The sequence below is a fragment of the Streptomyces roseolus genome (assembly GCF_014649855.1).
Lineage (GTDB): Bacteria > Actinomycetota > Actinomycetes > Streptomycetales > Streptomycetaceae > Streptomyces > Streptomyces roseolus.
Map to the genome: position 1 here is coordinate 1 of NZ_BMTV01000002.1, position 25,522 is coordinate 25,522.

A 25,522-nucleotide genomic window follows, 5' to 3' on the forward strand; every position below is an offset into this window, starting at 1 on the left:
CCCAGCCTCACGGGCACCGCGACCCTGCACTCTGGGAAACCAGCGATAACCCACCGATGCAGGTGAAAACGACCTCTAAGAGCACGTTTTCGCCCGCCTGAAGACCTGGAAGATCCTCCGCGACTGCCGCCTCAAAGGCGACGGTGTCCACCACGCCATGCTCGGCATCGCCCGGATGCACAACCTCGTCCTCGCCGGGTAGACCGGCGGTCACACCACGACTGATCCTGCCCAGGAGGACCCGGAGATCATTTACGGGACAGCTCTTAGGGCCTGCCGATCATCAAGGTGTTGCTTTCAGAACTGGGGCTCGTTGGCGTCGTATGCGCATCCCGGACGAGATCCATGATCAACTTGCTGTGAAGTTCGCGGTGTTGTTCCCGCACCTGGACGAACGACAGCGGCGGCTGCTGATGGCCGCGGAGGCCCGAGGACTGGGCCATGGCGGCATTCGAGCCGTGGCCCGGGCGGCCGGGGCGAGCGGGACAACGGTTCGCAAGGGCATGTCCGACCTGGAGGCGGGCCAGTTCCTGACCGGGCGGGTGCGGCGGCCGGGCGGTGGACGCAAACGCGTCACGGAGCTCGGCCCCGGACTGCGGGGTGCCCTGCTGAGCCTGGCCGAGCCGGACGAACGTGGTGATCCGATGTCGCCGTTGCGGTGGACGACGAAGTCGACCCGCACGCTGGGGCCGAGCTGACCCGTCAGGGTCACCGGGTCGGTGCGGACACCGTCGCCGGGCTGCTGCGGCAGGAGGGGTTCCGGCTGCAGGCCAACGCCAAGACACTCGAGGGCAGCCAGCATGCCGACCGGGATGCCCAGTTCCGCTACCTCAATGAGCAGGCACGCGATCACCGGGATGCCGGCCAGCCGGTGATCAGCGTGGACACCAAGAAGAAAGAGCTGGTCGGCGACTTCCACAACCATGGCCGTTCCTGGCGGCCCACGGGCGATCCGGTGCCGGTCCGCGTCCACGACTTCGCCGATCCGCAGCTGGTCAAGGCCATCCCTTACGGCATCTACGACCTGGCGGCCAACACCGGCTGGGTCCATGCCGGCACCGACCACGACACCGCCGCGTTCGCGGTGGAGTCGATCCGACGCTGGTGGCACGACCAGGGCCGGACCGACTACCCGCACGCTTCCCGGCTGCTGATCACCGCCGATGCGGGCGGCTCCAACGGCTACCGCACGAGGGCCTGGAAACTCCACCTCGCCCGCCTGGCCGCGGAAACCAAGCTGGTCATCACGGCCTGCCACCTGCCGCCGGGCACGTCGAAGTGGAACAAGACCGAGCACCGGCTCTTCTCCCACATCACCATGAACTGGCGCGGTCGCCCGCTGACCAGCCACGAAGTCATCCTCGAGTCGATCGCCGCGACCACCACCCGCACCGGACTGCGGGCGAAGGCCGAGCTGGACACCCACACCTACCCCACCGGCCTCGGTGTCGGCGACGCGGAGATGGCGGCCCTGCCGTTGACCCGGCACACCTTCCACGGCGAATGGAACTACACCCTGCACCCCCAGCCGACCCCGGCCGTCCCGGCAGCCCGCAACGGCCGGCCACCGACACCGCGGTGGAGCCCAGCCCTCCTGTCCGACCCCGAACTGACCGGGCTGGCCCCGCACCAGTTGCAGCACCTCATCCGCACCCTGGCACCGGCAGGAGACACCCGGCGCGGACGCCCGCCCCGCCTCACCTTCGCCGACCAGGTCCTGGCCACCGTGCTCCACCTGCGCGTCAACCTGGCCGCGGAACCTCTTGCCGTTCTGTTCAACAGCAGCCGCACTGCCATGCACCGCACCCTGCTGAAGACCAGGAAACCGCTTGAAGCACAGGGCATCACCATCTCGCCGGCCATCACCCCACCAACCGCCCTGACAGCCCTCCGAGCCCGAGTGGCCACCCAAAGCAGCAGCCCCAACACCAAGATCAAAGCGGCAGGTTAATGATCGGCAGACCCTTAGCGTCCTCGGTAAGAACGCAGACGGACCGAGGGGACGACGACATGCCCGGCAAGGCTCAGGAGCGTGAAACGGACGCACGGCAGCGGGAGTACACGACCTACGCCCCTTCGGGCGAGGTGTGTCCCGCCTGCGACAAGCCGATCACCTCACTCGAACGCTGTCGCCGGGGAACGCTGCGCGAACCGTCCCAGCCCGACAGGGCCGTCTACCAGCACGTGAAGTGCCCCAAGTGATCGGCCCGGACGACATCGGCCGGCGCGTCGAGGACGGCGCGGGAAGGGTCGGCATCCTGCGTGACGTGATCCGGGACTACGAGGACCCCGCCGAGTTGCCCCGCGAGCGCCGGCAGCGCGCCATGGCGTTCCTGCGGCCCGAGCGCGGCGGGCGGGAGTGGCTGGTCCCGCCCGACCATGTGCGGCGAGCGTAAGGGGGCGTGGGCCGGCAGCGGGGGCCGGCGGCTTCTAGGCTGGCCGACCACGACGGCGCTCACGGTGTGAAGTTCTATGTGAGTGGCTTGACCCATTCGCTGATCTTCACGATGCTCATGAAAGGCAGGATATGACCGGGAACGGCGGGGCCGTGCGGGCGGGGGCGGTGCGGGAGTTGGCCGGGCGGCTGCTGCCGGGGGACGCGGCGCGGGACTTCGTCGGGTCGCCGGCCGGGTTGTGGGTGGCGCTCGGCGCCGTGGCGGCGGGGGCGCGGGGGCGGACCGCCGAGGAGCTGAGGGGGGTGCTCGGGGTGGCCGGCGCGGAAGCGGGGCCCGCCGTCGTCGGGGTGGCGGCGGAACTCGCGGGCACCTCGGGGGTCTGTGCCGGGGTCGCGGTGCGGAGCCGGGTGCCGGTGGAGGAGGCGTACCGGAGCGCGCTGCCGTGCGTCGGGTTCGGCGGGCTGGCCGGGGACGCGCGGGCGGAGCTGGACGCCTGGGTGGCCGAGGTCGGCGGGGGGCGGTCGGGCGGGCTGCCGGACGCGCTGGACGGGGGCGCCGACCTGGTCCTCGTCGGCGTGGTGGCCCTGGGGGCGGTGTGGCGGGAGGCGTTCGACGCGCGCGGGACCCGGCCCGCGCCGTTCACCGGGGCGGACGGGACCGCGGCGGAGGTGCCGACCATGCACCGGCGCGTTCCCGTCCGGTGGGCCTGGCGGGTCGGGGGCGGGGTCGTGGTGGAGCTGCCGTGCGCGGGGGAGCGGGCGCCGCGGGTGCGGTTCGTGCTCGGCCCCGCGGGCGCCGGGCCGGACGCGGTGGTGCCGCTCGGCTGGGCGGAGGAGGGGCGGGAGCCGGTACGGGCCGGGGGCGTCGAGCTGGCGCTGCCCCGGTTCGGGCTGCGCGGCCGGATCGACGCGCTGGCCTGGCTGGACTCGGTCGGGGTGACGGCCCCGGCGCGGCCCGGCGCCGACTTCTCCGGGCTCTCGTCCGAGCCGCTGTACGTCTCCAAGGCGGTCCAGGAGGCGGTGGTGGAGGTCGGCGAGGCGGGGGTGGAGGCGGCGGCCGTCACGCAGGTGGAGATGGCACGGAGCGCGGCCCGGCCGCTGCCCGTCGAGCGGATCGCCTTCGACCGGCCCTTCGGGGTGGTCGTCCTCGACGCCGACGGGCGGCTGCCGCTGTTCGTGGGGTGGTGGGCCGGGGGCTCCCGGGCCGGGGCGTGACCCGGCCGGGTCGGCCGGGTCAGGAGCTCACCCGGGCCGGCCCGGGAGGGAGGCCGGGTCAGGAGGTCACCCGGGCGACGAGGAGGCCGTCGTGGCCCTTCGTGCCGACCGTCTGGAAGGCGGTGGCGTCGAGGCGAGGCTCGTTCGCGACGAGCTCGAACATGGCGCGGATGCCGGTGATCGCCGGGTCCGAGGGGTCGGGGGTGGCGACGCGCCCGGCGCGGACGACGTTGTCCACGACGATCAGGGTGCCGGGGCGGGAGAGCTTCAGGGCCCAGGTCACGTAGTGCGGGTTGTTGGCCTTGTCCGCGTCGACGAAGACCAGGTCGAAGGGGCCCGCGGCCTCCTTCTCCAGGACGGGGAGGGTGTCGAGGGCCGCGCCGGTGCGGACCTCGACGCGGTCGGCGAGCCCGGCGCGGGCGAGGTTGGCGCGGGCCACCTCGGCGTGCCGGGGGTCGTACTCCAGGCTGGTCAGGTGCCCGTCGGCGGGCAGGGCGCGGGCCAGCCAGATGGTGCTGTAACCGCCGAGGGTGCCGATCTCCAGGATGCGGCGGGCGCCCTGGACCCGGGCGAGGAGGTTGAGGAGCTTGCCCTGGTTGGGGGCGACGGCGATCTCGGGGAGACCGGCCGCCGCGCTGTCGGCCAGCGCGGCGGTCAGGGCCTCGTCGGCGGGGACCAGCAGGTCGGTGACGTACGCGTCGACGTCGTGCCACTGAGGGTTCGTCATGCCGCCGACGGTACCCGGCGGCGGCGGTTCGCCCGGACGGTCAGGAAGACGGTGAGGCCGGTGATCACCGCCGCGCCCGCGGCCGCCGTCAGCATCCAGGCCGGGATCCCGGCGACCGTCAGCAGGTGCTCCCGGTAGACCACCTGGCGGTACGGCGTGTCGGCGACCGTCCGCAGGACGTGGTCGTCGTCGATGCGGGAGGGCTCGGGGAAGCGCTGCCGGAGGACGGTGAGGTGGACGGGGGCGCCGCCGGCGAGGGCGGCGACGGGGCCCTCGGGCCGGTCGATCCGGCCGGAGAAGGTGACCTCCGGGGCTTCGCCGCCGATCGGCGAGCGGGGCTCCATGCGGTGGGCGGCCAGGATCGACAGGCCGAGCGTCTGGCGGGTCTCGGCGAGGCGCGAGAGCCGCATGGGGTAGACGAGTTCGGAGGAGGCGAAGGTGATGCGGAGCGGGGTCAGGTCGCCGTACAGGGGCACGTCCTCGTCCTCCGGGACGAGGCGGATGGCGACGTACTCCCATTTCCGGTCGACGTAGGGCCGGAGTTCGGGGGCGAGCCGGTCGGGGAGCCGGAAGCCGTTGGCGTGGAGCCAGTCGCCGAGGGCGTCCGGGTCGGTGGCGCTGAGCCGGGCCACGTCGAAGGGGCCGAGCCGCTCGCGGCCGACGACGCCGACGCCGCCGCCGGGGGCCGCGCCGGCCGAGGCGCCGTCGCCGCGGCCGGAGTCGAAGGGCCAGTCGTCCTCGCGGGGCCAGAAGTAGGAGCGTTCCCTCTCCTCGGGGGCGGTGAGCTCCTCGATCGCGTCGAAGAGCCCGGGGTCGCCGAGGGTGACGTCCGCCCGGCTCGGCACCGGCATGATCCAGGCGGCCTGCTTGGCGTTGCCGCGGACGCGGAAGCGCATGACGATGGTCTCGGTCCGGCCGTCCCAGTGGACGGCGGACTGCTCCTGGTCGACGCCGAAGCGCTCCTCCGGGCGCGTGATCATCGCGCCGCAGCCGCACGCCCAGGCGGGTGCGACGAGCGAGCCGAGCTGGAGCGCGAGCAGCGCGAGCAGCGTGGTCAGGATTCTGGTCGTGGTGGTGTGTGTCCCCCGCATGCCCGCTCGGACGTGCGGGGGAGGACTCCGGTTCCCGGCGCGCCATCGCATCCCGGCGCGCCCTCGGATCCCGTCGGGATTCCGCTTCCCGTCGCGGTGTTCAGCGGGCGGTGCGGACGCGCAGGTCCTTCACGCCGTTGAGCCAGGCGGCCCGCAGCCGGCGCGGTTCCGCCGCGAGGGCGAGGTCGGGCAGGACGTCGGCGATCGCGTCGAAGATCAGCTCGATCTCCTTCACGGCGAGGGACTTGCCGAGGCGGAAGTGGGGGCCGCCGCCGAATCCCAGGTGGGGGTCGGGGTCGCGGGTGATGTCGGAGGCTTCCGGGTGCTCGAAGACCTCGGGGTCGTGGTGGGCGGAGGAGTGGAAGAGGCCGGTCCTGTCCCCCTTCTTGACCTTTTGGCCGTCGAGTTCGGTGTCCTGGGCGGCGGTGCGCTGGAAGGAGACGACCGGGGTGGCCCAGCGGACGATCTCCTCGGCGGTGGTCGCGGGGCGCTCCCGTTTGTAGAGCTCCCGCCGGCCGGGGTGGGTGAGGAAGGCGTGCATGCCGTGGCTGATCGCGTTGCGGGTGGTTTCGTTGCCGGCGACGGCGAGCAGCGGGACGAAGAACCCGAACTCGTCGGAGGAGAGGTTCCCCCGGTCCTCGGCGGCGACGAGCCGCGAGACGATGTCGGCGGCGGGGCACCGCTTGCGCGCCACGGCCCTGTTCATCGCGGAGCCGATGAGTTCCATGGCGGCCCCGACGCCGACCTCCTCGGTGATGGCGTACTCGGGATCGTCGTACGCGACCATCTTGTCGGACCCAGTCGAAGATCCGGGAGCGGTCCTCCTTGGGGACGCCGATGAGTTCGGCGATGGCCTGGAGCGGCAGTTCGACGGCGACCTCGGTGACGAAGCCGACGCTGTTGTCGGGGCCTTCGGCGGCGGCGGCCCGCGCCTCCTCGGCGATCGCGCGGGCGCGGGTGCGCGGGGCGGTCTCCAGGCCGCGGACGGCGCGCGGGGTGAAGCCGCGCTGGACGATCTGGCGGACCCGGGTGTGCTCGGGCGGGTCCACGTTGAGCATGATCAGCTTCTGGACGTCGATCTGCTCGCGTCCGATGCGCTCGTTGAAGCGGATGACCGCGGTGTTCTCCTGGGAGGAGAACAACTCGGGGTACGTGGAGACGTACTTGACGTCGGCGTGGCGGGTGACGGCCCAGCACCCCTCGTCGTCGAAGCCGGTGGTGCCGCGCGGCTGGGGACACCACCAGACCGGGGCGGTGCGCCGCAGCTCCGCGAACTCGGGGAGCGGGACGCGGCCGCGCAGCAGGTCGGGGTCGGTGGCGTCGAAGCCTTCGGGGAGGTGGGGGCGGGTCGTCATCGGCAGCACGCTCCATGACTGACGGGTCATCAGGAGTTGCCCGGAAAGCCGGTAACGAGTTCTGCGCGTGGCAAGAGGTGCGGGCCGAATGCGCCCGGGGCGTGGTCGCGTACGCCCCGGGCGTGGTCGCGTACGCCCCTGGGTGTGGCCGCGTACGCCCCCGGGCGCCGCCTCCGTCGCCGAACTCCTGCCTTCAGGGCCCTTGCGTACCGGCGGTAGCAGTCATCAGACTTCACTCGGAACTGGAACGCGTACTAGTTCTCCCGTGACGCCGACAGGACGGGGTGCCGGGACGCCCCGCCCGGTCGAGGAGAGGACGAGCTCATGGCCGCGGAACCCGTCATCGTCGAAGCCGTACGCACCCCCATCGGCAAGCGCGGAGGCGCGCTCGCCAACCTCCACCCCGCCTGCCTCCTGGGCGAGACCTACCGTGAACTCCTCGGCCGCACCGGCATCCCCGCCGACTGCGTCGAGCAGATCGTCGGCGGCACCGCCACCCACGCCGGCGAGCAGTCCATGAACCCCGCCCGCACCGCCTGGCTCGCCATGGGCCTGCCGTACGAGACCGGCGCCACGACCGTCGACGCGCAGTGCGGCTCCTCGCAGCAGGCCGGCCACATGGTCGCGAACATGATCGCGGCCGGGGTCATCGACGTCGGCGTCTCCTGCGGGGTCGAGGCCATGTCCCGCGTCCCGCTCGGTTCCGGCTCCAAGCACGGGCCCGGCAAGCCCTTCCCCGACGAGTGGAACGTCGACCTGCCCAACCAGTTCGAGGCCGCCGAGCGCATCGCCCGCCGCCGCGGCCTCACCCGCGAGCGCGTCGACTCCCTCGGCGTCATCTCCCAGGAACGGGCCGCCGTCGCCTGGTCCGAGGAACGCTTCAAGCGCGAGACCTTCGCCGTCCAGGTCCCGACCACCGAAGCCGAACAGCACGCGGGCCAGGGCATGTGGCGGCTCGTCGACCGCGACGAGGGGCTGCGTGACACCAGCATGGAGGGCCTGGCCCGGCTCAAGCCCGTCATGCCCACCGCCGTCCACACCGCCGGGAACTCCTCCCGGATCTCCGACGGCTCCTCCGCCGTGATGTGGGCCTCCAAGCGGATGGCCCGCGCGCTCAAGCTGCGGCCCCGCGCCCGGATCGTCGCCCAGGCGCTCGTCGGCGCCGACCCCCACTACCACCTCGACGGGCCCATCGACGCGACCCGCGCGGTCCTCGGCAAGGCCGGCATGTCCCTCCGGGACATCGACCTGGTCGAGATCAACGAGGCCTTCGCCTCGGTGGTGCTCAGCTGGGCGCAGGAGTTCGAGAAGGACCTCGACGGCCTGGAGAAGGTCAACGTCAACGGCGGCGCGATCGCCCTCGGCCACCCGGTCGGCGCGACCGGAGCCCGCCTCGTCACCACCGCGCTGCACGAGCTGGAGCGGTCCGACGGGGAGTTCGCGCTGATCACCATGTGCGCGGGCGGCGCGCAGGCCACGGGAACGATCATCCAGCGGCTGTAGCGGGGCCGCACGGCCCATGAGACCTGGCAGGGGTGCCCGGGAAAACCGCGGGGCCCCGTCCCTTCCGGAGCGGGAGGGGCGGGGCCCCGCGCCCGTGTCCGAAGACGCGGAACCCGGGAGCGGGGCGCCCGCGTCCCCCAGGGAGACCGATCACCAGGGGGGACGCATGACGACGCGCAAGGCGTGGAGATCGACGGCGGCCGGCTGGGTGCTGTTGCCGCTGTTGCCGCTGCCGGCGGGGTGCGCGGAGGAGCCCGAGCCCGTGGGGCGTACGGAACGGCAGACGGTCGACGCGTACGTCCGGGCGCTGAACGGACGGGACGCGGCCGCGCTCGCCGAGCTGGGGCCCCCGGGGTACGTGGAGGTCGAGGCGCACGTCCGGGAGGTCGTCGCCGCGGACGGGGGAAAGGGGATCACGGTCGCGGACGTCGAGGTCTCGCACGAGTTCGGCGATGACCTGGCGAGCGCGCGGGTCACCGGGAAGCAGCGGGACGGGCGGCCCTTCGACACGTACGTGCAGATGTTCCGCCAGGACGGCACCTGGGTGCTGGCCTTCGGGCACGCGCCCGGGGCGGCGGGGAAGGGCGGCAAGAGCCCGGCGTCCACCGAGCGGCCGGAGTAGCCGCGCGAGCCCGATTCCACCCAGCGGCCGGAGGGGGCACCCGCGAGCCAGGCGTCCGCCGGGCGGCCGGAGCGGCGGAAACGCCGCAGGCCCCGCCCCTCCGTGAGGAGGGCGGGGCCTTGCGGGGGCGCGTGACGGCGTGGTGACTCTTAGTACCAGCCGTTGGCCTGCCAGAACGCCCAGGCGGCGTTCGGGGAGCCGTAGCGCTCGTTCATGTAGTTGAGGCCCCACTTGATCTGGGTGGCCGGGTTGGTCTTCCAGTCGGAACCGGCGGAGGCCATCTTCGAAGCGGGCAGGGCCTGGACCAGGCCGTAGGCGCCGGACGAGGAGTTGGTCGCCTTGTGGTTCCAGCCGGACTCGTGCGAGACGATCTTGCTGAAGGCGGCGTACTGCGAGGCGGGCACGATCTCTCGGGCGAGCTCCTGCGGGCTGGCGGCGGAGGCCGTGCCCGTCGTGCCGAGCACCGCACCGGAGGCGCCGAGCAGGACGGCGGCGGTGGCGGCGAAGGACTTCTTGCGGGCGGCGGCACGAGTGGTGATCGAGCGGAACAAAACGTCTACCTAACGTCGGGGACTGGGGTCGCGCCGGGCGTCACGGCCGTTTCCGACCGTTTCCGGCATGCCGGAACCAGGGCCCGGGGGACCCGGGAACTGGGGGGAACCGGCCTGCCGCGGTGCCGCGCCCTCGCTGAGCGTTTCGCTTGCGCTGGGCCGAGCACCTGCTGCCTGGCGACGTCCACTACAGAAACAAATCCCCGAGGGCGGTGCAACGGTCCCCTGTACGAGGGAGGTTCGGACTCGCGAGGGTCACCCTGCCCTACGGCCTTCCGGCGTTTCCGCAGCTCACGCCCGCTAGTGGGCGTTTTGTTCGACTCGTCCGGTTCTACTATTTCCGGTCGTACGTGACCTGGGTCCTATGAGGCGCCTCACCCGCGGACCCCTTTCCGGGCCCCTCGAATGTGACCTGGGCCTCGAAGTTCGCCCGCCGGGTGGCCCTCCGCAGCGCCCGCAGCAGCGGCCCGCCCACCGTGAGCGTCAGGACCACGGTCAGCACGGCCCGGCCCAGGTCCCAGCCGAGGGAGGTGGCCAGCACGTACGCCAGGAAGCGGACCAGGTTCTCGGCCGCCGGCGCCCCCGGCACGAAGGAGATCCCCTGGCCGAGGCCGCCGACCGTCACCCACCCGTACAGATTGGTGACCGTGCCGTACGCGAACGCCGCCACGAAGCCGTACGCGGCCAGCACCAGCCGCTCCGGGCCGCCCCGCAGTCCCGCCGGCAGCAGGCCCGCCCCCATCGCGAACCAGCCCATCGCCAGCATCTGCGTCGGCATCCACGGCCCCACCCCGCCCGTGAGCAGAGCCGACGCGAACATCGTCACCGCCCCCAGGACGAAGCCGAAGCCCGGCCCGAGGACGCGGCCGCTCAGCACCATCAGGAAGAACATCGGCTCCAGGCCCGCCGTGCCCGCGCCCAGCGGGCGCAGCGCCGCCCCCACGGCGGCCAGCACCCCCAGCATCGCGACCGCCTTCGCGTCCATCCCGCAGTCCGCGATCGTCGCCACGACGACGGCGATGAGGAGGGGGAGGATCAGCGCGAAGAGCCACGGCGCGTCGGCGGCGTGGTCGGTGACGGCGGAGCCGGCGTCCGCGAAGAGCGGCCAGCCGATGCCGGCCAGACCGACGAGGGAGACGAGGACGAGGGCGGCGACGGAACGCGGCCCCAGCCGGATCGGATGCGTCCTCACGCGCGCAGCGCCCCTTCCACCTGCTCGACCGTGAGCCACGGCTCGGGGGCCAGGATCTTCGCGACCTGCGGGGCGAAGGCCGGGGACGAGACGACGACCTCGGCCGTCGGGCCGTCCGCGACGACCTCGCCGCCGGCGACGATCACCACCCGGTCCGCCAGCTCCGCCGCGAGCTCCACGTCGTGCGTGGCCAGCACGATCGCGTGCCCGTCGGCGGCGAGCCCCCGCAGCCGGGTCACGAGCCGGGCCTTCGCCGCGTAGTCCAGGCCCCGGGTCGGCTCGTCGAGCAGCACCAGCGGGGGCGCCGCCGTCAGCACCACGGCCAGCGCGAGCGCCAGCCGCTGCCCCTCGGACAGGTCGCGGGGGTGGGTCGCGTCGGCCACCCCCGGTACGAGCTCCGCCACGAGCGCCCGGCAGGTCCCGGGCTCCGCGCCCGCGTCGGCGTCGGCGGCCGCGCACTCGTCGCCGACGGACTCCGCGTACAGCAGGTCCCTCGGCTCCTGGGGCACCAGGCCCACCTGCCGGATCAGGGCCCGGGGCTCGGTCGCGTGCGGTACGAGGCCGGAGACGCGGACGGTGCCGGAGGTGGGGGCGATCATGCCGACGAGCGTCGAGAGCAGCGTGGACTTCCCGGCCCCGTTGCGGCCCATCAGCGCGACCGTCTCGCCCCGGGCGACCCGCAGGTCGACCCGGCGCAGGGCCTCGACGCGGCCGCGGCGGACCGCGAGGCGGTCGACGTCCACGAGCGGGGCGTCGGCCCGCGGCGCGGCGACGGGGGCGGACGCGGCGCGGCGCCGCCGGAACAGGGACCTTCCCGCACCCCGCCCCCTCCCGGGACCGGGGGCTCCGCCCCCGGCCCCCCGCGCATCGAGCACCGGCGGGGCCGGATTCCGGGAAGGGACGGGGCGGGGGAGGAGCCCCGCGGGGCCGCGCCCGGGCTCCCGTTCCGCCGGCCGCTCCGGCAGCCGCGCCCTCAGCCCGTCCGACCCGCGCCGCGCGTCCCGCACGGTCAGCGGCAGCGGGTCCCACCCGGCGAGGCGCCCCAGAGCGACCACCGGCGGGTACACGGGGGAGACGGCCATGATCTCCGCCGGTGTGCCGAGGACCGCCTCCGGCAGGAGGAGGACGCGGTCGGCGTACTGGACGACCCGCTCCAGGCGGTGCTCCGCCATGAGGACCGTCGTGCCGAGGTCGTGGACGAGCCGCTGGAGGACCGCGAGGACGTCCTCCGCCGCCGAGGGGTCGAGCGCGGACGTCGGCTCGTCGAGGACGAGGACCTTGGGGTGCGTGGTCAGGACGGACCCGATGGCGACCCGCTGCTGCTGGCCGCCGGAGAGCGTGGCGACGGGCCGGTCGCGGAGGTCCGCGAGGCCCAGCAGGTCCAGGGTCTCCTCGACGCGCCGCCGCATCACGGCGGGGGCGAGGCCGAGGGACTCCATGCCGTAGGCGAGCTCGTCCTCGACGGTGTCGGTGACGAAGTGCGCGAGCGGGTCCTGCCCGACCGTCCCGACGAGGTCGGCCAGCTCGCGCGGGTGGTGGGTGCGGGTGTCCCGCCCGTCGACGGTGACCCGGCCCCGCAGCGTCCCGCCGGTGAAGTGGGGGACGAGCCCGGACACCGCCCCCAGCAGGGTCGACTTGCCGACCCCCGAGGGGCCGACGAGGAGGACCAGCTCGCCCTCAGGGACCGTGAGGTCGACGTCCCGGAGGGTGGGCCCGGCGGCGTCCTCGTACGTCACCGAGACGTTCTCGAAACGGATCACGCGGACGGCTCCTCGTGGACGGCGGCACGGGCGGGCGGTACGGGGGCGACGAGGGCGGGCAGCAGGCCGGGGAGGACCGACAGGGCCGGCCAGAGCGGCAGCTCGGGGGCGATCAGGGGGACGACGCCGGGGTGGAGGGCGGCCGGCGCGTAGCCGTTGGCGTGGATCATGAGGGCCGCCACCGTGACGCCGGAGGCGGCGACCAGCCAGGAGCGGGGGCCGAAGCGGTCGGGGCGGTAGCGGGTGCGCAGGGTGCGCCGGCCGCCGAGCCGCAGGCCCGCGACGGCCGCGGCGAGACCGGCGGCGAGCAGCGGGAGCCCGTATCCGGCGCCCTGCGCGGCGAGCAGGCCGTACGAGCCGGCGCAGACGCCGAGGAGGCCGCCGAGCGTCAGGACGTTCGTGGTGCGGCGGACGCCCGGCGGGACCCGGGCGGTGCGCCCGTACCCGCGCGCGTCCATCGACGCGGCCACGGCGACCGACCGTTCCAGGGCGCCCTCCAGGACCGGCAGGCCGATCTGGAGGACCGCCCGCACCCCGCCCGTGGGCCGGCCGCGCAGCCGTCGGGCGGTGCGCAGCCGGACGACGTCCGCGACCAGGTTCGGCGCGAAGGTCATCGCCACGACGACGGCGACCCCGGCCTCGTACAGCGCTCCGGGCAGCGACTTGAGGAGCCGCGCCGGGTTGGCGAGCGCGTTCGCCGCGCCCACGCAGATCAGCAGGGCCGCCAGTTTGAGTCCGTCGTAGAGGGCGAAGACGAGTTGTTCGGCGGTGACCCGGCCGCCCACGCGGATGCCCCGGGCCCAGTCGGGCAGGGGGAGTTCGGGGAGGGTGAACAGTTCGTGCGCGCCGGGGATCGGGGAGCCCAGGACGACGGAGAAGACGATCCGGAGGGCGACGACGAACAGGCCCAGTTTCACGAAGGCGCCGTACGAGCGGGCCCACGGCGCGTCCGTGCGGCGCGCGGCCACCACGTATCCGGCGACGGCGACGACCAGGCCGAGCAGCAGCGGGTTGGTCGTGCGGGAGGCGGCGACGGCGAGGCCGAGGGCCCACAGCCACCAGGCGCCGGGGTGCAGCGCGTTGCCCCGGTCCGCCACGGGCGCCAGGAGGCGCCCCGGCGGGCCGGGGGCGACGGACGGGACCGGGGTCATGCGCGGCGGCGGGACTTCCAGACGGCGGCGCCGCCGAGCGCGAGGACGGCTCCGCCGCCGACGAGGAGGCCGAGGGACGGGCCGTCGCCGCCGTCGTCCTTCCCGGCGGACGCGGCGGCCGTCCCGTCGGCGGATCCGGCGGCCGTCTCCTCGGCGGATCCGGGGGGCGCGGCGGAGGCCACGGCCTCGCCGCAGCCCTTCTCCGGGTAGCCGGCGATGCCGCACAGCATCGCGGAGCCGTCGTAGCGCAGCGGCTCGGCGACGGCGGCGAGGGCGTCGGCGGCCGTGCCCTTCCCGTCGATCCGGGCGCAGCCGGTCGTGGGGGCGGTCTTCGGCGGGGTCTCGCCGGCGGGGGCGTCCTTCGGGGTGCCGAAGTCGACGACGACCGCGACCCGCTTCGTCCCCGGCGTCTTCTCGACGCCGCCGCAGACCGCGTCGAAGTCGGGTGCGGAGCTCGGCTTCGCGGCGTCGGCGGAGTCCTCGCTGAGCGCGAAGCGGAAGCCGACGGCGGCGCCGTCGGCGGGCCGGGCGGTCGCCGGGCCCTGGGTGGCGTACGTCCACTTCCCGGCGCCGGACTCCCAGAACGACCAGTAGCGGTAGCCCGCCGCCTGGGCCGGGGCCGCCGCGCCGAGGGCGAGCAGCAGTCCGGCGGCGGCGCCGGCCACCGCGCCGGTGGTCCTCTTCCGGAGGGTCACTTCTTGCGGCCGCTCAGGAGGAAGCCGATGCCGACGCCGACGACCATGCCGATGCCGATGATCCACCAGACGTCGAAGCCGAGGAACGAGTCGTCCTCCTCGTCCTCCGTGGAGGCGGCGGAGGTGTCGGGGGTCTTCGGGGCGGGACCGGTGGCGTTGAGCGCCTCGACCAGGTCGACCTTGCCGAACTCGCGGGGGTCGGCCTCCATCGCCCGCGCGGCGAGGATCAGCTGCGCGTAGGCGGCGGGGCCGGACTCCTTCGCCCAGGGGGCGGCGTTCTGCTCCAGCCACTGGAGCGCGGGCTCGGCGAGCCGGGCGGTGCCGGCGGCGGCGAGGGCGACGACGGCGTCGGCGGTGTTGCCGAAGTCCGGCTTCGGCTCGGTCTCGGTGGCGCCCGGCAGCGGCGGGGTGGTCAGGTGGCCGGTCTGCACGAGCGACTTCGCGAGGTAGGAGGCGCCGTTGAGGGCGGCCCGCTCGACGGTCGGCTCGGAGAGGTCGACGCAGGTCGGGGCCTGCGGCGGGGTGGCCTTGACGGCGGTGATGCCCTTGCCGAGCCCGGCGAGGGTGGCGGCGGCGGTGGCGTCCGCGTTGGCGGCGAGCCCGCCCTCCTCGTCGGGCTGGTACGCGAAGGCGCCCGGCCCCTCCTCCTCGGAGCAGGGCAGCGCGAGCGCGAGCAGCGCGTCGTACGGGGTGCGGCCCTCGGCGGAGGTGTACGAGCCGGGCTTGACGCCCGAGGCGGCGAGCGCGCTGACGACGATCGAGGTGGAGTTGGCGTCGCTGGGGCCGCCGGGGGTGTAGCTCCAGCCGCCGTCCTTGTTCTGCACGCCGCGCAGCCAGCCGTAGCCGGTCTTGACCGCGGTGTCGATCTTCGTCGGGTCGGCGGCCTCGCGGCGGACCGCGCCGAGCGCCTGGAGGGCGACGGCGGTGGCGTTGGAGTCCCGCACGGTCTTCGCGTCGCAGGGCTTGGTGGTGTCCGCGCGGTACGAGGCGAACGAGCCGTCGGCGCACTGCTGGCCGAGCAGCCAGTCGACGGCCTGGTCGGCGGGCTGGTAGCCGGTGGAGCGCTGGGCGAGGAAGGCGAGCGACTGGCGCCAGACGCCGTCGTACGTCGGGTCGCCCTTGCCGTACAGACCGGGCGGGAGCGCGGCGGCGGAGGCGCTGGGAGAGGGCGCGGCGGAGGCCGTGCCGGTCGCGGCGGTGCTGAGCACGGCCGCCGCTGCGGTGAGCGCGGCGGCGGCGCGACGGACGCTGATCATGGTTGCCTCTCGTGCGGGCACCGGACTCCGGCGCCCCGCGCGGGGCCCGCGTCCGGCGCCGTATTCCTCGACGGTGCCGGCGCTCACGTCCCGGGGGCAGGGCGTTCCGGCTCGCCGCGCCTCGGGAGGGCGGCTCACGGTTGCGGGTCAGCGCCGGATTCGCACCGGCTTTCCCCTGCTCGGGCATGAAGACGACCGGGCCACTGTACCGGCCCGTACGGCCCCGTCCGCGGGGTGCGAGCCGCGTCACACCGCCACGTACGCCACTGGCTCCGTCCCGGTCACGGCCTCCGCGCGGCCCGGCTTCACCAGCCGCCGGATGTGGGCCTCGGCCTCGCCGGCGGCGATGTTGCGGGAGCCGTACGGGATGCGGTCCCAGGGCCGGTTCCACTCCATGCGCTCCGCGAGCTGCCACGGGGTGAGCGGGGCGGCGAGGAGGGCGAGGAGGCCGGCGAGCCGGTCCTCGTGGTGGTCGAGGAGCTCGCGGACCCGGCCGGCGGCGTCGGGGAAGGCGTGCTGGTGGGCGGGGAGCACCTCGGCGACGCCGAGCCGCCCGATCCGCTCCAGGGAGTCGAGGGAGTCGCCGAGGGGGTCGGTGACGGTCTCGTCGTCGGGGTCCTCGTACAGCCCGGCGTGCGGGGAGATCCCGGGGAGGAGGTGGTCGCCGGAGAAGAGCCGGCCGTGGCCGGGGAGGCCGGCCGGGTGCCGCTCCTCCAGGTGGAGGCAGACGTGGCCGGGGGTCCGGACGGCGCGGAGCCGCCGCCCGGCGAGGTCGAGGAGCTCGCCGGGGACGATCTCCCGGTCGGGCAGGGCGGCCCCGGGGCCGCCCTGCCCGAGGGCGTCCTGTCGATCCTGCCCGCCGGCCGCGAGGTCAGCGAGTACCCGGTCGGGCACCCCGGCGTCGACAAGGTCTCCTTCACCGGCTCGGTCGCCGCCGGCAAGCGCGTGATGGAGGTCGCCTCCCGCAACCTCACCCGCGTCACCCTCGAACTCGGCGGCAAGTCGGCGGCGGTGATCCTCCCGGACGCCGACGTGGCGACCGCCGTCGCCGGGATCGTCCCGGCCGCCTGGATGAACAACGGCCAGGCGTGCGTGGCCCAGACCCGGATCCTCGCCCCCGGCTCCCGGTACGAGGAGTACGCCGAGGCGTTCTCCGCCGCGGCCTCCGCCCTCGTCGTCGGCGACCCGCTCGACCCCGCCACCCAGCTCGGCCCGCTCGTCGCCCGCCGCCAGCAGCGGCGCTCCCTCGACTACATCGGCATCGGGCAGGCGGAGGGCGCCAAGCTCCTCACCGGCGGCGGCCGCCCGGAGGGTCTCGACCGGGGCTGGTACGTCGAGCCGACCCTCTTCGGGGACGTCGACAACGCGGTGCGGATCGCCCGCGAGGAGATCTTCGGCCCGGTGATCTGCCCCCTGCCGTACGGGGACGAGGCCGAGGCGCTGCGGATCGCGAACGACTCCGACTTCGGCCTCAGCGGCAGCGTCTGGACCGGCGACGTCGAGCACGGCCTGGACTTCGCCCGCCGCGTCCGCACCGGCACCTTCGACGTCAACACCTTCAGCCTCGACATGCTCGGCCCCTTCGGCGGCTACAGGAACTCCGGCGTGGGCCGCGAGTTCGGCCCCGAGGGCTTCGGCGCGTACCTGGAGCACAAGACGATCCACCTGCCCGCCGGGTACGGGGACAACTGATGGGCGACCGCCGGCACGTGGAGGTCGACCGGAGCGTCTGTATCGGCTCCGGCACGTGCGTCGTCCACGCCCCGGACGGCTTCCGCCTCGACGCCGCCCGCCGGTCCCACCCGGCCCGCCCGGAGGCCGACGCGGGCGAACGGATCCTCGCGGCGGCGGAGGGCTGCCCGGTGGAGGCGATCCTCATCACCCTCGCGGACGGCGGCGAACCGGTCCACCCGCCGGAGGAGTAGGCCACCCCGGGGCCCGTCGGCGGCCTGTGCCACACTCCTCCCCGGTCACAGGGCGAACGGCCCCGTGACCGGGGAGGGAACACGCGTGCAGGGGAAGAGACGGGCCGTTTCGGCGGCCCTGACGGTGGTGCTCGCACTGGGGGCGGCGGGCTGCGGGGCACCGGACGCGGCGGCGTCGGCGGCCTCCGGCCGGGAGGCCGTTCAGACCGAGATCCGCACCGTCGTCGCCGACGCCGGCCTGCCGGAGTCGGCGACGACGGTGCCGGGGGAGACGACCCGATCCGCGAGCCCGTCCGCGAGCCCGTCGACGGACCGCGAGCGGGTGGCCCGGCGGATGGCGGACTGCACGGCCGGATGGCAGTACATCGGCCCCGCCGTGACCGGATCCCGGGCCGCGTACGACGCGGCGCTCGGCGCCTTGGCCGGGAGGGGCTGGGTGGAGTCCGGGAAGCGGATCGAAGAGAAGATCGACAAACGGGGCGGCGTCATGACCGGGGCCACGTTCAGGAAGCGGGGCTGGACCCTCGCCGCCCGGCACGCCGCTCCGGAGACGCTCAAGATGGATTCCGTCTCCCTCGTCGCCACGGAGGACGTGTGCATGGAAGGCTTCACCGAGGAGGAGCTGGACCTTTTGGGCGGGCTCGGGGACGGCACCGGCTGACCCGCCGGCTCCCGTCAGCGCGTGGTCGCGTGCTCCGGGGACGTCAGGTCGATCAGGCGGCAGACCGTCTCGATGTCGATCTTCACCTGGGCGATCGAGGCGCGCCCCGACAGCCAGGTGATGAGCGCCGAGTGCCAGGTGTGCTCGATGACGCGGACGGCCGACAGCTGTTCCGGCGTCGGCTGCTCCGCGCCCATCGCGTCGAGGATGATCGCGGTGGTCAGCCGGGAGACCGTGTCGACCTCGGGGCTGACGCTGCGGTCGGCGAAGGTCAGCGCCCTGACCATCGCGTCGGCGAGCTGCGGCTCGCGCTGGAGCGCGCGGAAGGCCCGCATCAGGGTCTCCGCGACCCGCTTGGCCGGGGCGGCGCCCGCCGGCGGCCGCTTCCGGAGGGTGGTGTGCAGGTGCTGGAGCTGGTCCTGCATGGTCGCCACGAGCAGGTGGATCTTGGACGGGAAGTAGCGGTAGAGCGTGCCGAGGGCGACGCCGGCCGCCTCCGCGACCTCCCGCATCTGCACCGCGTCGAAGCCGCCGCGGGCGGCGAGCCGGGCGCTGGCGTCCAGGATGCGGCGCCGCCGCGCCTCCTGGCGTTCCGTCAGGGGCGGTGCGGCGGAGGGGCGGTGGTCCGCTCTGCTCTCTGCGGTCATCGGGGGTCCCGTTCCGTGCGGTGGGGAGCGCCAGTATGGCGGAGGACGGCCGTGGCGCGAACCTCCGTGGACGGGTGGCGCGAATCACCTGTTCCGACGCTCACGGCGAAGCTACCTGCCGGTAGATTCTGTGCCTCCCGAAGGGGCAAGTGGTGTCGGGAACGATCAAGTCTGTAACTTGTTCTACCTTAGCGCCAGCGGCTACGCTCGCGCGAAACGCACGCTCGAAGGGGGTCGCGCATGACCGCTGAGGCCATAGAGGCAAGCCCCCGGCAGGGCCGCGCCGACTCCGGTGACGGTCCGTTGCGGATCGCTCTCCTCACGTACAAGGGCAATCCCTTCTGCGGCGGGCAGGGCGTCTACGTCCGCCACCTCTCCCGCGAGCTGGCCCGCCTGGGCCACACCGTCGAGGTCTTCGGCTCGCAGCCGTACCCGACGCTCGACGAGGGCGTCACGCTCAGCGAGATCGCCAGCCTCGACCTGTACCGCCAGCCCGACCCCTTCCGGACGCCGAAGCGCGAGGAGTACCGGGACTGGATCGACGGCCTGGAGGTCGCCACCATGTGGACCGGCGGCTTCCCCGAGCCGCTGACCTTCTCGCTGCGCGCCCGCCGCACCCTCGCCGCCCGCCGCGGCGACTTCGACGTCGTCCACGACAACCAGACCCTCGGGTACGGGCTCCTCGGCGGCCCCCGCGCGATCGGCGCCCCGCTGGTCACCACGATCCACCACCCCATCACCGTCGACCGGCAGCTGGAGCTCGACGCCGCCGCCGACTGGAAGCGCCGCGCCTCCGTCCGCCGCTGGTACGGCTTCACCCGCATGCAGAAGCGGGTCGCCCGCCGCCTGCCGTCCGTCCTCACCGTCTCCGGCACCTCCCGCGACGAGATCGTCGAGCACCTCGGCGTCCGCGAGGACCGCATCCGGGTCGTGCACATCGGCGCCGACACCGACCTGTGGTCCCCGGACCCCTCGGTCGCCGAGGTCCCCGGCCGGATCGTCACCACCTCCAGCGCCGACGTCCCCCTCAAGGGCCTGGTCTTCCTGATCGAGGCGCTCGCCAAGCTGCGCACGGAGCGGCCCGAGGCGCACCTCGTCGTCGTCGGCAAGCGCGCCGAGGACGGGCCGGTCGCCCAGGCGATCGAGCGGTACGGGCTCGACGGCGCCGTCCGCTTCGTGAAGGGCATCAGCGACGCGGAGCTCGTCGACCTCTACCGGTCCGCCGAGGTCGCCTGCGTGCCGTCGCTGTACGAGGGCTTCTCGCTGCCCGCGGCGGAGGGGATGGCGACGGGGACGCCGCTGGTCGCCACGACCGGCGGGGCGATCCCGGAGGTCGCCGGCCCCGACGGCGAGACCTGCCTCGCCGTGCCGACCGGCGACGCGGGCGCGCTCGCCGCCGCGCTCGGCCGGATGCTGGGCGACCCCGACCTGCGGACCCGCCTCGGTGCCGCGGGCCGGGCGCGCGTGCTGTCCAGGTTCACCTGGGCCCGCGCGGCCCAGGGCACCGCCGAGCTCTACCGGGAGGCCCTGGACCGCCAGGGCGCCCGCCGCTGAACCCGCACCCCATCCGTACCGCCGCCCCGCACCACCCGTACCCCCGCCACTCGGAAGGGCAGACCCCGTGCTGACCGTCGACTTCACCCGCTTCCCGCTCGCCCCCGGCGACCGCGTGCTCGATCTGGGCTGTGGCGGGGGGCGGCACGCCTTCGAGTGCTACCGGCGCGGCGCGCAGGTCGTGGCGCTCGACCAGAACGGCGAGGAGATCCGCGAGGTCGCCAAGTGGTTCGCGGCCATGAAGGAGGCCGGCGAGGCGCCGGCCGGGGCCACCGCCACCGCGATGGAGGGCGACGCGCTCAACCTGCCGTTCCCCGACGAGTCCTTCGACGTCGTCATCATCTCCGAGGTCATGGAGCACATCCCGGACGACAAGGGCGTCCTCGCCGAGATGGTCCGCGTCCTCAAGCCCGGCGGCCGGATCGCGATCACCGTCCCCCGCTACGGCCCCGAGAAGGTCTGCTGGGCGCTCTCCGACGAGTACCACGAGGTCGAGGGCGGCCACATCCGCATCTACAAGGCGGACGAACTGCTCGCCAAGATCCGCCAGGCGGGCCTGCGGCCGTACGGCACGCACCACGCGCACGCCCTGCACGCGCCGTACTGGTGGCTGAAGTGCGCCTTCGGCGTCGACAACGACAAGGCGCTGCCGGTCCGCGCCTACCACAAGCTGCTGGTCTGGGACATCATGAAGAAGCCCGCCCTGACCCGGGTCGCCGAGCAGCTGCTCAACCCGGTCGTCGGCAAGAGCTTCGTCGCGTACGCCACCAAGCCCCACCTCCCGAAGGCGGAGGCGTGAGCCCCGAGCGGATAGCGGAACACCTGGTCCTGCCCGGCGTCCTCACCGCCGAGCAGGCCGCCGACACCGTCGCCGGCATCCTCGCCGTCCAGCGCGAGGACGGCGCCGTCCCGTGGTTCCGCGGCCACCACCTGGACCCGTGGGACCACACCGAGGCCGCCATGGCCCTGGACACGGCCGGCGAGCACGAGGCGGCCGCCCGCGCCTACGCCTGGCTCGCCCGGCACCAGAACGCCGACGGCTCCTGGTACGCGGCCTACCGGGACGGCGACCCGGACGACGTCACCGACCGCGGCAAGGAGTCCAACTTCACCGCGTACGTCGCGGTCGGCGTCTGGCACCACTACCTGTCGACCGGCGACGACGCCTTCCTCGACCGGATGTGGCCGGTCGTCTACGCGGCGGTCGAGTTCGTCCTCCGGCTCCAGCGGCCGGGCGGCCAGATCGGCTGGAAGCGCGAGCCCGACGGCACCCCCGTCACCGACGCGCTCCTCACCGGCTCCTCCTCGATCCACCACGCCCTGCGCTGCGCCCTGGCGATCGCCGAGGCCCGCGAGGAGCCGCAGCCGGACTGGGAGCTGGCCGCCGGTGCCCTCGCGCACGCGATCCGCCGCCATCCGGAGCGCTTCCTCGACAAGTCGCGCTACTCGATGGACTGGTACTACCCGGTCCTCGGCGGCGCGGTCACCGGCGCGGAGGCGAAGGCCCGCCTCGACGCGCGCTGGGACGAGTTCGTGGTCCCCGGCCTCGGCGTCCGCTGCGTCGTCCCCAACCCGTGGGTGACCGGCGGCGAGAGCTGCGAGCTCGCGCTCGCCCTCTGGGCGACCGGGGAGTCCGACCGGGCCCTCGACGTCCTCCAGTCCATCGGCCACCTGCGGGCCCCGAACGGCCTGTACTGGACGGGGTACGTGTACGAGGGCGAGGACGGCCACGAGCCGGCGGTCTGGCCCGAGGAGCAGACCACCTGGACGGCGGGCTCCCTCCTCCTCGCCGTCGCCGCCCTCGGCGGCGAGCAGGCGACCGTCGCCGTCTTCGGCGGCGAGACCCTGCCGACGGGCCTGTCCCCGGACTGCTGCGGGGAGTGAGCACGGCCGTACGGCGAAGGGCCCGGGATCCGCTGGATCCCGGGCCCTTCCGTCCTGCGCGCCCCCGCGCCTCCCACGCCCGCGGCGGCGCCGGGCGACCCGGACGGCGTCGCCGGGATGGCGGCGGGACGGGGGCCGGGCGAGGCTGGCGGGACCAGTACCAGGGAGGCCCCGCTGTGTCCGGAAGTCTGAACCGCGGCGTCGTCGCGCTGCTCCTCTCCAGCACCCTGCTGTTCGGCACGGCCGCGTGCGGCGCCGACACCGACGCCAGTCTCAGCTCCGCGAGCAGCCCGTCGGCGTCGGGCACCTTCGAGCAGCAGAAGCTGGCGAAGACCCGTTTCGTGGCCAACGCCGGGCTCGCGGCCGGCGCCACGTACCAGTGGATCGTGAAGCCCTACAAGGCGGGGAAGTTCAAGAAGGGCGCGAACGGGCGCACCGTCGCCCTGGTGAAGGCCGGGCTCGCGGGCGCGTTCACGTACAACCGGCTGAAGGCGGCGGTGAACAACGCGAAGGGCGACCCGCTGCTCTCCAAGGCGGTGGCGCCGCTCACCGCCGGCATCGACTCCCTCAAGGACCTCGGCACGAAGCTCCGCAAGGGCGAGGTCGACGCGGCGGACGTCGGCGGCCTGGAGGGCGTCATCAACGGCATCAAGGACGCCGGGAAGTCCGCCGGGGCCGAGGTCGTGAACAAGGTCCCGTCGGCCTCCCAGCTCAGCGGCGGCTGATCCGCCGTTCACACGAGGGCGGCGGACCCGGCGAGGGTCGGGTAGTCGTTGTAGCCGACCTCGTCGCCGGAGTACATCCAGTTCGCCTCCCGCAGCGGGTTGAGCGGCGCGCCGGTGCGGAGCCGTTCGACCAGGTCGGGGTTGGCCATGAACGCGCGGCCCAGCGAGATCAGGTCGGCGCCGGCCTCCAGGAGCCGCTCGCCCGCCTCCTTCCCGCCGTCGGCGGGGAGGGGGCCGCCGAAGCCGAGCACCGGGTTGGCGATCAGGGTGCGCGGCCAGGCGGCGCGGATCCGCCGGTACAGCGGCTGCTCGGGGTCGGCGAAGATCACGTGCAGATAGACCGGGCCGAGGGCGGCGAGGGCGGGGACGAGCGCCGCGTAGATGTCGTCCGTGTCGCCCTCCTCGATGCCGTTGACCGTGACCCCGGGAGAGACGCGCACGCCGACCCGGTCGGCGCCGATGGCGTCGACGACCGCCCGGACGACCTCGAGGACGAACCGGACGCGGTTCTCCACCGGTCCGCCGTACTCGTCCGTGCGCCGGTTGGTGTTCTTCGCCAGGAACTGGTGGAGCAGGTGGCCGTTGGCGGCGTGCACCTCCACCCCCTCGAAGCCCGCGTCGACGGCGCGGCGGGCGGCGGCGGCGAAGTCCGCGACGGTCTCCCGGATGTCGTCGGCGGTCATCTCGCGGGGCACGACGGACGGCTTCCGGCCGGTCGGCGTGTGGATCTCCTCGGGCAGCGGGACCGGCGAGGGCGCGACCGGCAGGTGCCCGCTGTTGTCGGGGTGGCCGACCCGGCCGCCGTGCTGGAGCTGGACGAACATCCGCCCGCCCTCGGCCCGTACCGCGTCGGTGACCGCGCGCCAGCCGGCCACGTGGGCGTCGCTGTGGAGGGCCGGGATGTTCGGGTACGTCTGGCCGACCGCGTTCGGCGTGGTCCCCTCGGTGATGATCAGGCCGGCGCCGGCCCGCTGGGCGTAGTGGGTGACCATGAGGGACCGGGGGACGCCGTCGGCGGTGGCGCGGTTGCGGGTCAGCGGCGGCATCACCAGCCGGTTGGGGAGGGCGAGGGGGCCGAGGGCGGTGGACTCGAAGAGGCGGGAGGAGCTCGCTGCGTTCGTCATGCCGGTACCGTAGGAGTTGACACCAGTGTCAGGTTCAAGTCCTTCTACTCCCCGGCGAGGTGGCGGATGCGCATCGGTGAACTGGCCCGCCGCAGCGGCGTGAGCGAACGCTCGCTGCGCTACTACGAGACCCAGGGCCTGCTGCGCTCCGAGCGCACGCCGGGCGGCCAGCGGCGCTACGGCGAGTGGGCGGTCGACCGGGTCGTCCGGATCCAGGCCCTGTACGCGGCCGGCCTGAACAGCAGCAAGATCGCCCGCCTGCTGCCCTGCATGCGCGACGCGGACGGCGGCCCGAGCGAGATCGCGACGGCGCGGCTGGTCGACGAACTGGCCGCCGAGCGGACCCGCATCGACGCGATGATCGCCGACCTGGCCCGCACCCGCGGCATCCTCGACGAGGTCATCGAGTCGGCCTCCACCGGGGCACGTAGTTAGCCGTTCAGCTCCGCCGGCACCCGCAGGGTCTCCGGGTCGGGGGCGGTGACCAGGAGGTCCGTCACCGGGCCCGACCGCCACTCGGCCGGCCGTTCCGCGATCCGCGCCTCCGGCCCGACCGGGCAGATCTCGTCGGCGAAGGCGTCGGGGACGGCGAGGACGGCCTCCTCGCGGCGGCCCTCGGCGAAGAGGGCCTGGACGCGGCGCGCCTCGGCCCCGTACCCCATGCGGGCCATGAGGTCGGCGTGGAAGTTGCGGGTCGCGTGGCCCATGCCGCCGATGTGGAAGCCGAGCATGGCCTTCACCGGCAGGAGGCCCTCCGGCACGTCGTCGCAGACCTGGGCGCGGACCATCGGCGCGACCAGGAAGCCGTCGGGGAGGCGGTCCGGGAGGGCGTACGCCTCGCGGAAGCGGCGGGGCGACCAGTACAGCGGCAGCCGGCCGTCGGCGATCCGCAGGGTCTGCGCGATGTTCTTCGGGCCCTCCGCGCCGAGCAGGACGGGCGGGTCCGCGCGGAGCGGGTGGGTGATCGGCCGGAGGGGCCTGCCGAGGCCGGTGCCGTCCTCGCCCGCGTACGGGAAGGGGTAGTGCCGCCCCGCCAGGGTGACGGGCGCCTCCCGCCGCAGCACCTGCCGGATCACGTCCACGTACTCGCGGGTCGCCGTCAGCGGGGACCGGGGGAACGGCCGGCCGTACCAGCCCTCCACCACCTGCGGGCCCGAGAGCCCGAGCCGCATCCGGCCGCCCGACAGGTGGTCCGGGGCCAGCGCCTGCACGGCGGTCGCCGTCGGCGTGCGGGCCGCCATCTGCGCGACCGCCGTGCCGAGCCCGATCCGGCGGGTGTGCGCGGCGATCCAGGTGAGCGCGGTGAAGGCGTCCGAGCCCCAGGCCTCCGCCGTCCACACCGAGTCGTAGCCGAGGCGCTCCGCCTCGCGCGCGAGCTCCGGGTGGGTGGGGGAGGGGCCGCGGCCCCAGTGGCCGAGCGCGAGTCCCAGGCGCGTGACCGGACTCCTTCCTGACGTTGCGTCAGATCAGGGTGGTCCGGGGACTGTAC

The 25,522-nt window shown here is 74.3% G+C and carries 23 protein-coding genes and 5 pseudogenes; 15 read left to right on the top strand and 13 right to left on the bottom strand.

Features of this window, described 5'->3' with window-relative positions:
- Positions 1-79 precede the first annotated feature (79 nt).
- The 5 genes and pseudogenes from IE245_RS02020 to IE245_RS02040 form a co-directional block, all read left to right on the top strand.
- Positions 80-202: pseudogene (locus IE245_RS02020) on the top strand (IS5/IS1182 family transposase); the annotation flags it as partial.
- Between the two features lie 121 nt (positions 203-323).
- Positions 324-1,951: pseudogene (locus tag IE245_RS02025) on the top strand (ISAzo13 family transposase).
- A gap of 59 nt (positions 1,952-2,010) precedes the next feature.
- Positions 2,011-2,202, top strand: coding sequence for a hypothetical protein (locus IE245_RS02030; RefSeq protein ID WP_189944865.1), 192 nt, complete (start codon positions 2,011-2,013; stop codon positions 2,200-2,202).
- The gene (locus tag IE245_RS02035; protein WP_189944867.1) at positions 2,190-2,396 is read left to right on the top strand and encodes a hypothetical protein; all 207 of its coding nucleotides are present in this window, start codon (positions 2,190-2,192) and stop codon (positions 2,394-2,396) included. The genes IE245_RS02030 and IE245_RS02035 overlap by 13 nt, the downstream gene beginning before the upstream one ends.
- A 131-nt stretch (positions 2,397-2,527) precedes the next feature.
- Complete coding sequence (locus IE245_RS02040) at positions 2,528-3,610, top strand: serpin family protein (RefSeq protein ID WP_189944869.1); 1,083 nt, start codon at positions 2,528-2,530, stop codon at positions 3,608-3,610.
- Between the two features lie 58 nt (positions 3,611-3,668).
- On the opposite strand, the gene IE245_RS02045 is transcribed toward IE245_RS02040, so the two are convergent.
- The 3 genes and pseudogenes from IE245_RS02045 to IE245_RS02055 form a co-directional block, all read right to left on the bottom strand.
- A complete protein-coding gene (locus tag IE245_RS02045) occupies positions 3,669-4,337 on the bottom strand; it encodes an O-methyltransferase (RefSeq protein WP_189944871.1) in 669 nt (222 codons plus the stop codon).
- Entirely contained in the window at positions 4,334-5,428 is a 1,095-nt protein-coding gene (locus tag IE245_RS02050) for a DUF2330 domain-containing protein (protein ID WP_189944873.1), read from the bottom strand. Before IE245_RS02050 ends, IE245_RS02045 begins: the two co-directional genes overlap by 4 nt.
- A 100-nt stretch (positions 5,429-5,528) precedes the next feature.
- Positions 5,529-6,783 (bottom strand): annotated as a pseudogene (locus IE245_RS02055) (cytochrome P450).
- Positions 6,784-7,107: 324 nt separating this feature from the next.
- On the opposite strand from IE245_RS02055, the gene IE245_RS02060 reads away from it, so the two are divergent.
- Positions 7,108-8,286 carry a steroid 3-ketoacyl-CoA thiolase gene (locus IE245_RS02060; RefSeq protein WP_189944878.1) on the top strand — a complete coding sequence of 393 codons (1,179 nt, stop codon included), beginning with the start codon at positions 7,108-7,110 and terminating at the stop codon, positions 8,284-8,286.
- Positions 8,287-8,452: 166 nt separating this feature from the next.
- Entirely contained in the window at positions 8,453-8,908 is a 456-nt protein-coding gene (locus IE245_RS02065) for a Cif family virulence factor (RefSeq protein ID WP_189944879.1), read from the top strand.
- Between the two features lie 149 nt (positions 8,909-9,057).
- Here the strand turns inward: IE245_RS02065 and IE245_RS02070 are convergent, their stop codons facing one another.
- The 7 genes and pseudogenes from IE245_RS02070 to IE245_RS02100 all read right to left on the bottom strand — a co-directional run.
- Positions 9,058-9,459 (bottom strand): aggregation-promoting factor C-terminal-like domain-containing protein, encoded by a 402-nt coding sequence (locus IE245_RS02070; RefSeq protein ID WP_189944883.1) that lies wholly within the window; start codon positions 9,457-9,459, stop codon positions 9,058-9,060.
- Positions 9,460-9,793: 334 nt separating this feature from the next.
- Positions 9,794-10,651: an ECF transporter S component gene (locus tag IE245_RS02075; protein ID WP_189944885.1), complete on the bottom strand. Its 858-nt coding sequence runs from the start codon at positions 10,649-10,651 to the stop codon at positions 9,794-9,796.
- A complete protein-coding gene (locus IE245_RS02080; RefSeq protein WP_189944889.1) occupies positions 10,648-12,411 on the bottom strand; it encodes an ABC transporter ATP-binding protein in 1,764 nt (587 codons plus the stop codon). The genes IE245_RS02075 and IE245_RS02080 overlap by 4 nt, the downstream gene beginning before the upstream one ends.
- Entirely contained in the window at positions 12,408-13,562 is a 1,155-nt protein-coding gene (locus tag IE245_RS02085; RefSeq protein WP_189944890.1) for an energy-coupling factor transporter transmembrane component T, read from the bottom strand. Before IE245_RS02085 ends, IE245_RS02080 begins: the two co-directional genes overlap by 4 nt.
- Entirely contained in the window at positions 13,559-14,257 is a 699-nt protein-coding gene (locus IE245_RS02090; protein WP_189944891.1) for an SCO2322 family protein, read from the bottom strand. The genes IE245_RS02085 and IE245_RS02090 overlap by 4 nt, the downstream gene beginning before the upstream one ends.
- Entirely contained in the window at positions 14,254-15,513 is a 1,260-nt protein-coding gene (locus IE245_RS02095; protein ID WP_189944892.1) for an SCO2321 family membrane protein, read from the bottom strand. The genes IE245_RS02090 and IE245_RS02095 overlap by 4 nt, the downstream gene beginning before the upstream one ends.
- 246 nt (positions 15,514-15,759) lie before the next feature.
- Positions 15,760-16,422 (bottom strand): annotated as a pseudogene (locus IE245_RS02100) (MBL fold metallo-hydrolase); the annotation flags it as partial.
- Between IE245_RS02100 and IE245_RS02105 the strand changes: the two are divergent.
- The 3 genes and pseudogenes from IE245_RS02105 to IE245_RS02115 form a co-directional block, all read left to right on the top strand.
- A pseudogene (locus IE245_RS02105) lies at positions 16,336-17,205 on the top strand (aldehyde dehydrogenase family protein); the annotation flags it as partial. The pseudogenes IE245_RS02100 and IE245_RS02105 sit on opposite strands and share 87 nt — an antisense overlap.
- Positions 17,205-17,438 (top strand): ferredoxin, encoded by a 234-nt coding sequence (locus IE245_RS02110; protein ID WP_189944893.1) that lies wholly within the window; start codon positions 17,205-17,207, stop codon positions 17,436-17,438. The pseudogene IE245_RS02105 and the gene IE245_RS02110, both read left to right, overlap by 1 nt.
- Before the next feature lie 85 nt (positions 17,439-17,523).
- On the top strand, positions 17,524-18,099 hold the full coding sequence (locus IE245_RS02115) for a hypothetical protein (protein WP_189944894.1): 576 nt from the start codon (positions 17,524-17,526) through the stop codon (positions 18,097-18,099).
- A gap of 14 nt (positions 18,100-18,113) precedes the next feature.
- Here the strand turns inward: IE245_RS02115 and IE245_RS02120 are convergent, their stop codons facing one another.
- Entirely contained in the window at positions 18,114-18,746 is a 633-nt protein-coding gene (locus tag IE245_RS02120) for a TetR family transcriptional regulator (RefSeq protein WP_189944896.1), read from the bottom strand.
- Positions 18,747-18,986: 240 nt separating this feature from the next.
- Here IE245_RS02120 and IE245_RS02125 point away from each other — a divergent pair, with 240 nt between their 5' ends.
- From IE245_RS02125 to IE245_RS02140, 4 genes are all read left to right on the top strand, one after another.
- A complete protein-coding gene (locus tag IE245_RS02125; protein ID WP_189944898.1) occupies positions 18,987-20,300 on the top strand; it encodes a glycosyltransferase family 4 protein in 1,314 nt (437 codons plus the stop codon).
- A gap of 67 nt (positions 20,301-20,367) precedes the next feature.
- Entirely contained in the window at positions 20,368-21,099 is a 732-nt protein-coding gene (locus tag IE245_RS02130) for a class I SAM-dependent methyltransferase (protein ID WP_189944900.1), read from the top strand.
- Positions 21,096-22,184, top strand: coding sequence for a prenyltransferase (locus IE245_RS02135; RefSeq protein WP_189944902.1), 1,089 nt, complete (start codon positions 21,096-21,098; stop codon positions 22,182-22,184). The genes IE245_RS02130 and IE245_RS02135 overlap by 4 nt, the downstream gene beginning before the upstream one ends.
- A gap of 176 nt (positions 22,185-22,360) precedes the next feature.
- Positions 22,361-22,909, top strand: a complete 549-nt coding sequence (locus IE245_RS02140; protein ID WP_189944903.1) for a hypothetical protein — start codon at positions 22,361-22,363, stop codon at positions 22,907-22,909.
- Between the two features lie 8 nt (positions 22,910-22,917).
- Here IE245_RS02140 and IE245_RS02145 read toward each other — a convergent pair whose 3' ends face one another.
- Positions 22,918-24,033 carry an alkene reductase gene (locus tag IE245_RS02145; protein ID WP_189944905.1) on the bottom strand — a complete coding sequence of 372 codons (1,116 nt, stop codon included), beginning with the start codon at positions 24,031-24,033 and terminating at the stop codon, positions 22,918-22,920.
- Positions 24,034-24,099: 66 nt separating this feature from the next.
- On the opposite strand from IE245_RS02145, the gene IE245_RS02150 reads away from it, so the two are divergent.
- The gene (locus IE245_RS02150) at positions 24,100-24,468 is read left to right on the top strand and encodes a MerR family transcriptional regulator (protein WP_189944907.1); all 369 of its coding nucleotides are present in this window, start codon (positions 24,100-24,102) and stop codon (positions 24,466-24,468) included.
- Here IE245_RS02150 and IE245_RS02155 read toward each other — a convergent pair.
- Positions 24,465-25,463 (bottom strand): LLM class F420-dependent oxidoreductase, encoded by a 999-nt coding sequence (locus tag IE245_RS02155; protein ID WP_189945257.1) that lies wholly within the window; start codon positions 25,461-25,463, stop codon positions 24,465-24,467. The two genes, IE245_RS02150 and IE245_RS02155, sit on opposite strands and share 4 nt — an antisense overlap.
- Positions 25,464-25,522: the final 59 nt, after the last annotated feature.

Bases quoted from the DNA above. Each gene is read 5' to 3' on its own strand.
- IE245_RS02060 (WP_189944878.1), top strand. From the start codon at position 7,108: ATGGCCGCGGAACCCGTCATCGTCGAAGCCGTACGCACCCCCATCGGC.
- IE245_RS02065 (WP_189944879.1), top strand. From the start codon at position 8,453: ATGACGACGCGCAAGGCGTGGAGATCGACGGCGGCCGGCTGGGTGCTG.
- IE245_RS02120 (WP_189944896.1), bottom strand. From the start codon at position 18,746: ATGACCGCAGAGAGCAGAGCGGACCACCGCCCCTCCGCCGCACCGCCC.
- IE245_RS02145 (WP_189944905.1), bottom strand. From the start codon at position 24,033: ATGACGAACGCAGCGAGCTCCTCCCGCCTCTTCGAGTCCACCGCCCTC.
- IE245_RS02125 (WP_189944898.1), top strand. From the start codon at position 18,987: ATGACCGCTGAGGCCATAGAGGCAAGCCCCCGGCAGGGCCGCGCCGAC.
- IE245_RS02095 (WP_189944892.1), bottom strand. From the start codon at position 15,513: ATGATCAGCGTCCGTCGCGCCGCCGCCGCGCTCACCGCAGCGGCGGCC.
- IE245_RS02030 (WP_189944865.1), top strand. From the start codon at position 2,011: ATGCCCGGCAAGGCTCAGGAGCGTGAAACGGACGCACGGCAGCGGGAG.
- IE245_RS02040 (WP_189944869.1), top strand. From the start codon at position 2,528: ATGACCGGGAACGGCGGGGCCGTGCGGGCGGGGGCGGTGCGGGAGTTG.
- IE245_RS02085 (WP_189944890.1), bottom strand. From the start codon at position 13,562: ATGACCCCGGTCCCGTCCGTCGCCCCCGGCCCGCCGGGGCGCCTCCTG.
- IE245_RS02150 (WP_189944907.1), top strand. From the start codon at position 24,100: ATGCGCATCGGTGAACTGGCCCGCCGCAGCGGCGTGAGCGAACGCTCG.
- IE245_RS02045 (WP_189944871.1), bottom strand. From the start codon at position 4,337: ATGACGAACCCTCAGTGGCACGACGTCGACGCGTACGTCACCGACCTG.
- IE245_RS02110 (WP_189944893.1), top strand. From the start codon at position 17,205: ATGGGCGACCGCCGGCACGTGGAGGTCGACCGGAGCGTCTGTATCGGC.
- IE245_RS02050 (WP_189944873.1), bottom strand. From the start codon at position 5,428: ATGCGGGGGACACACACCACCACGACCAGAATCCTGACCACGCTGCTC.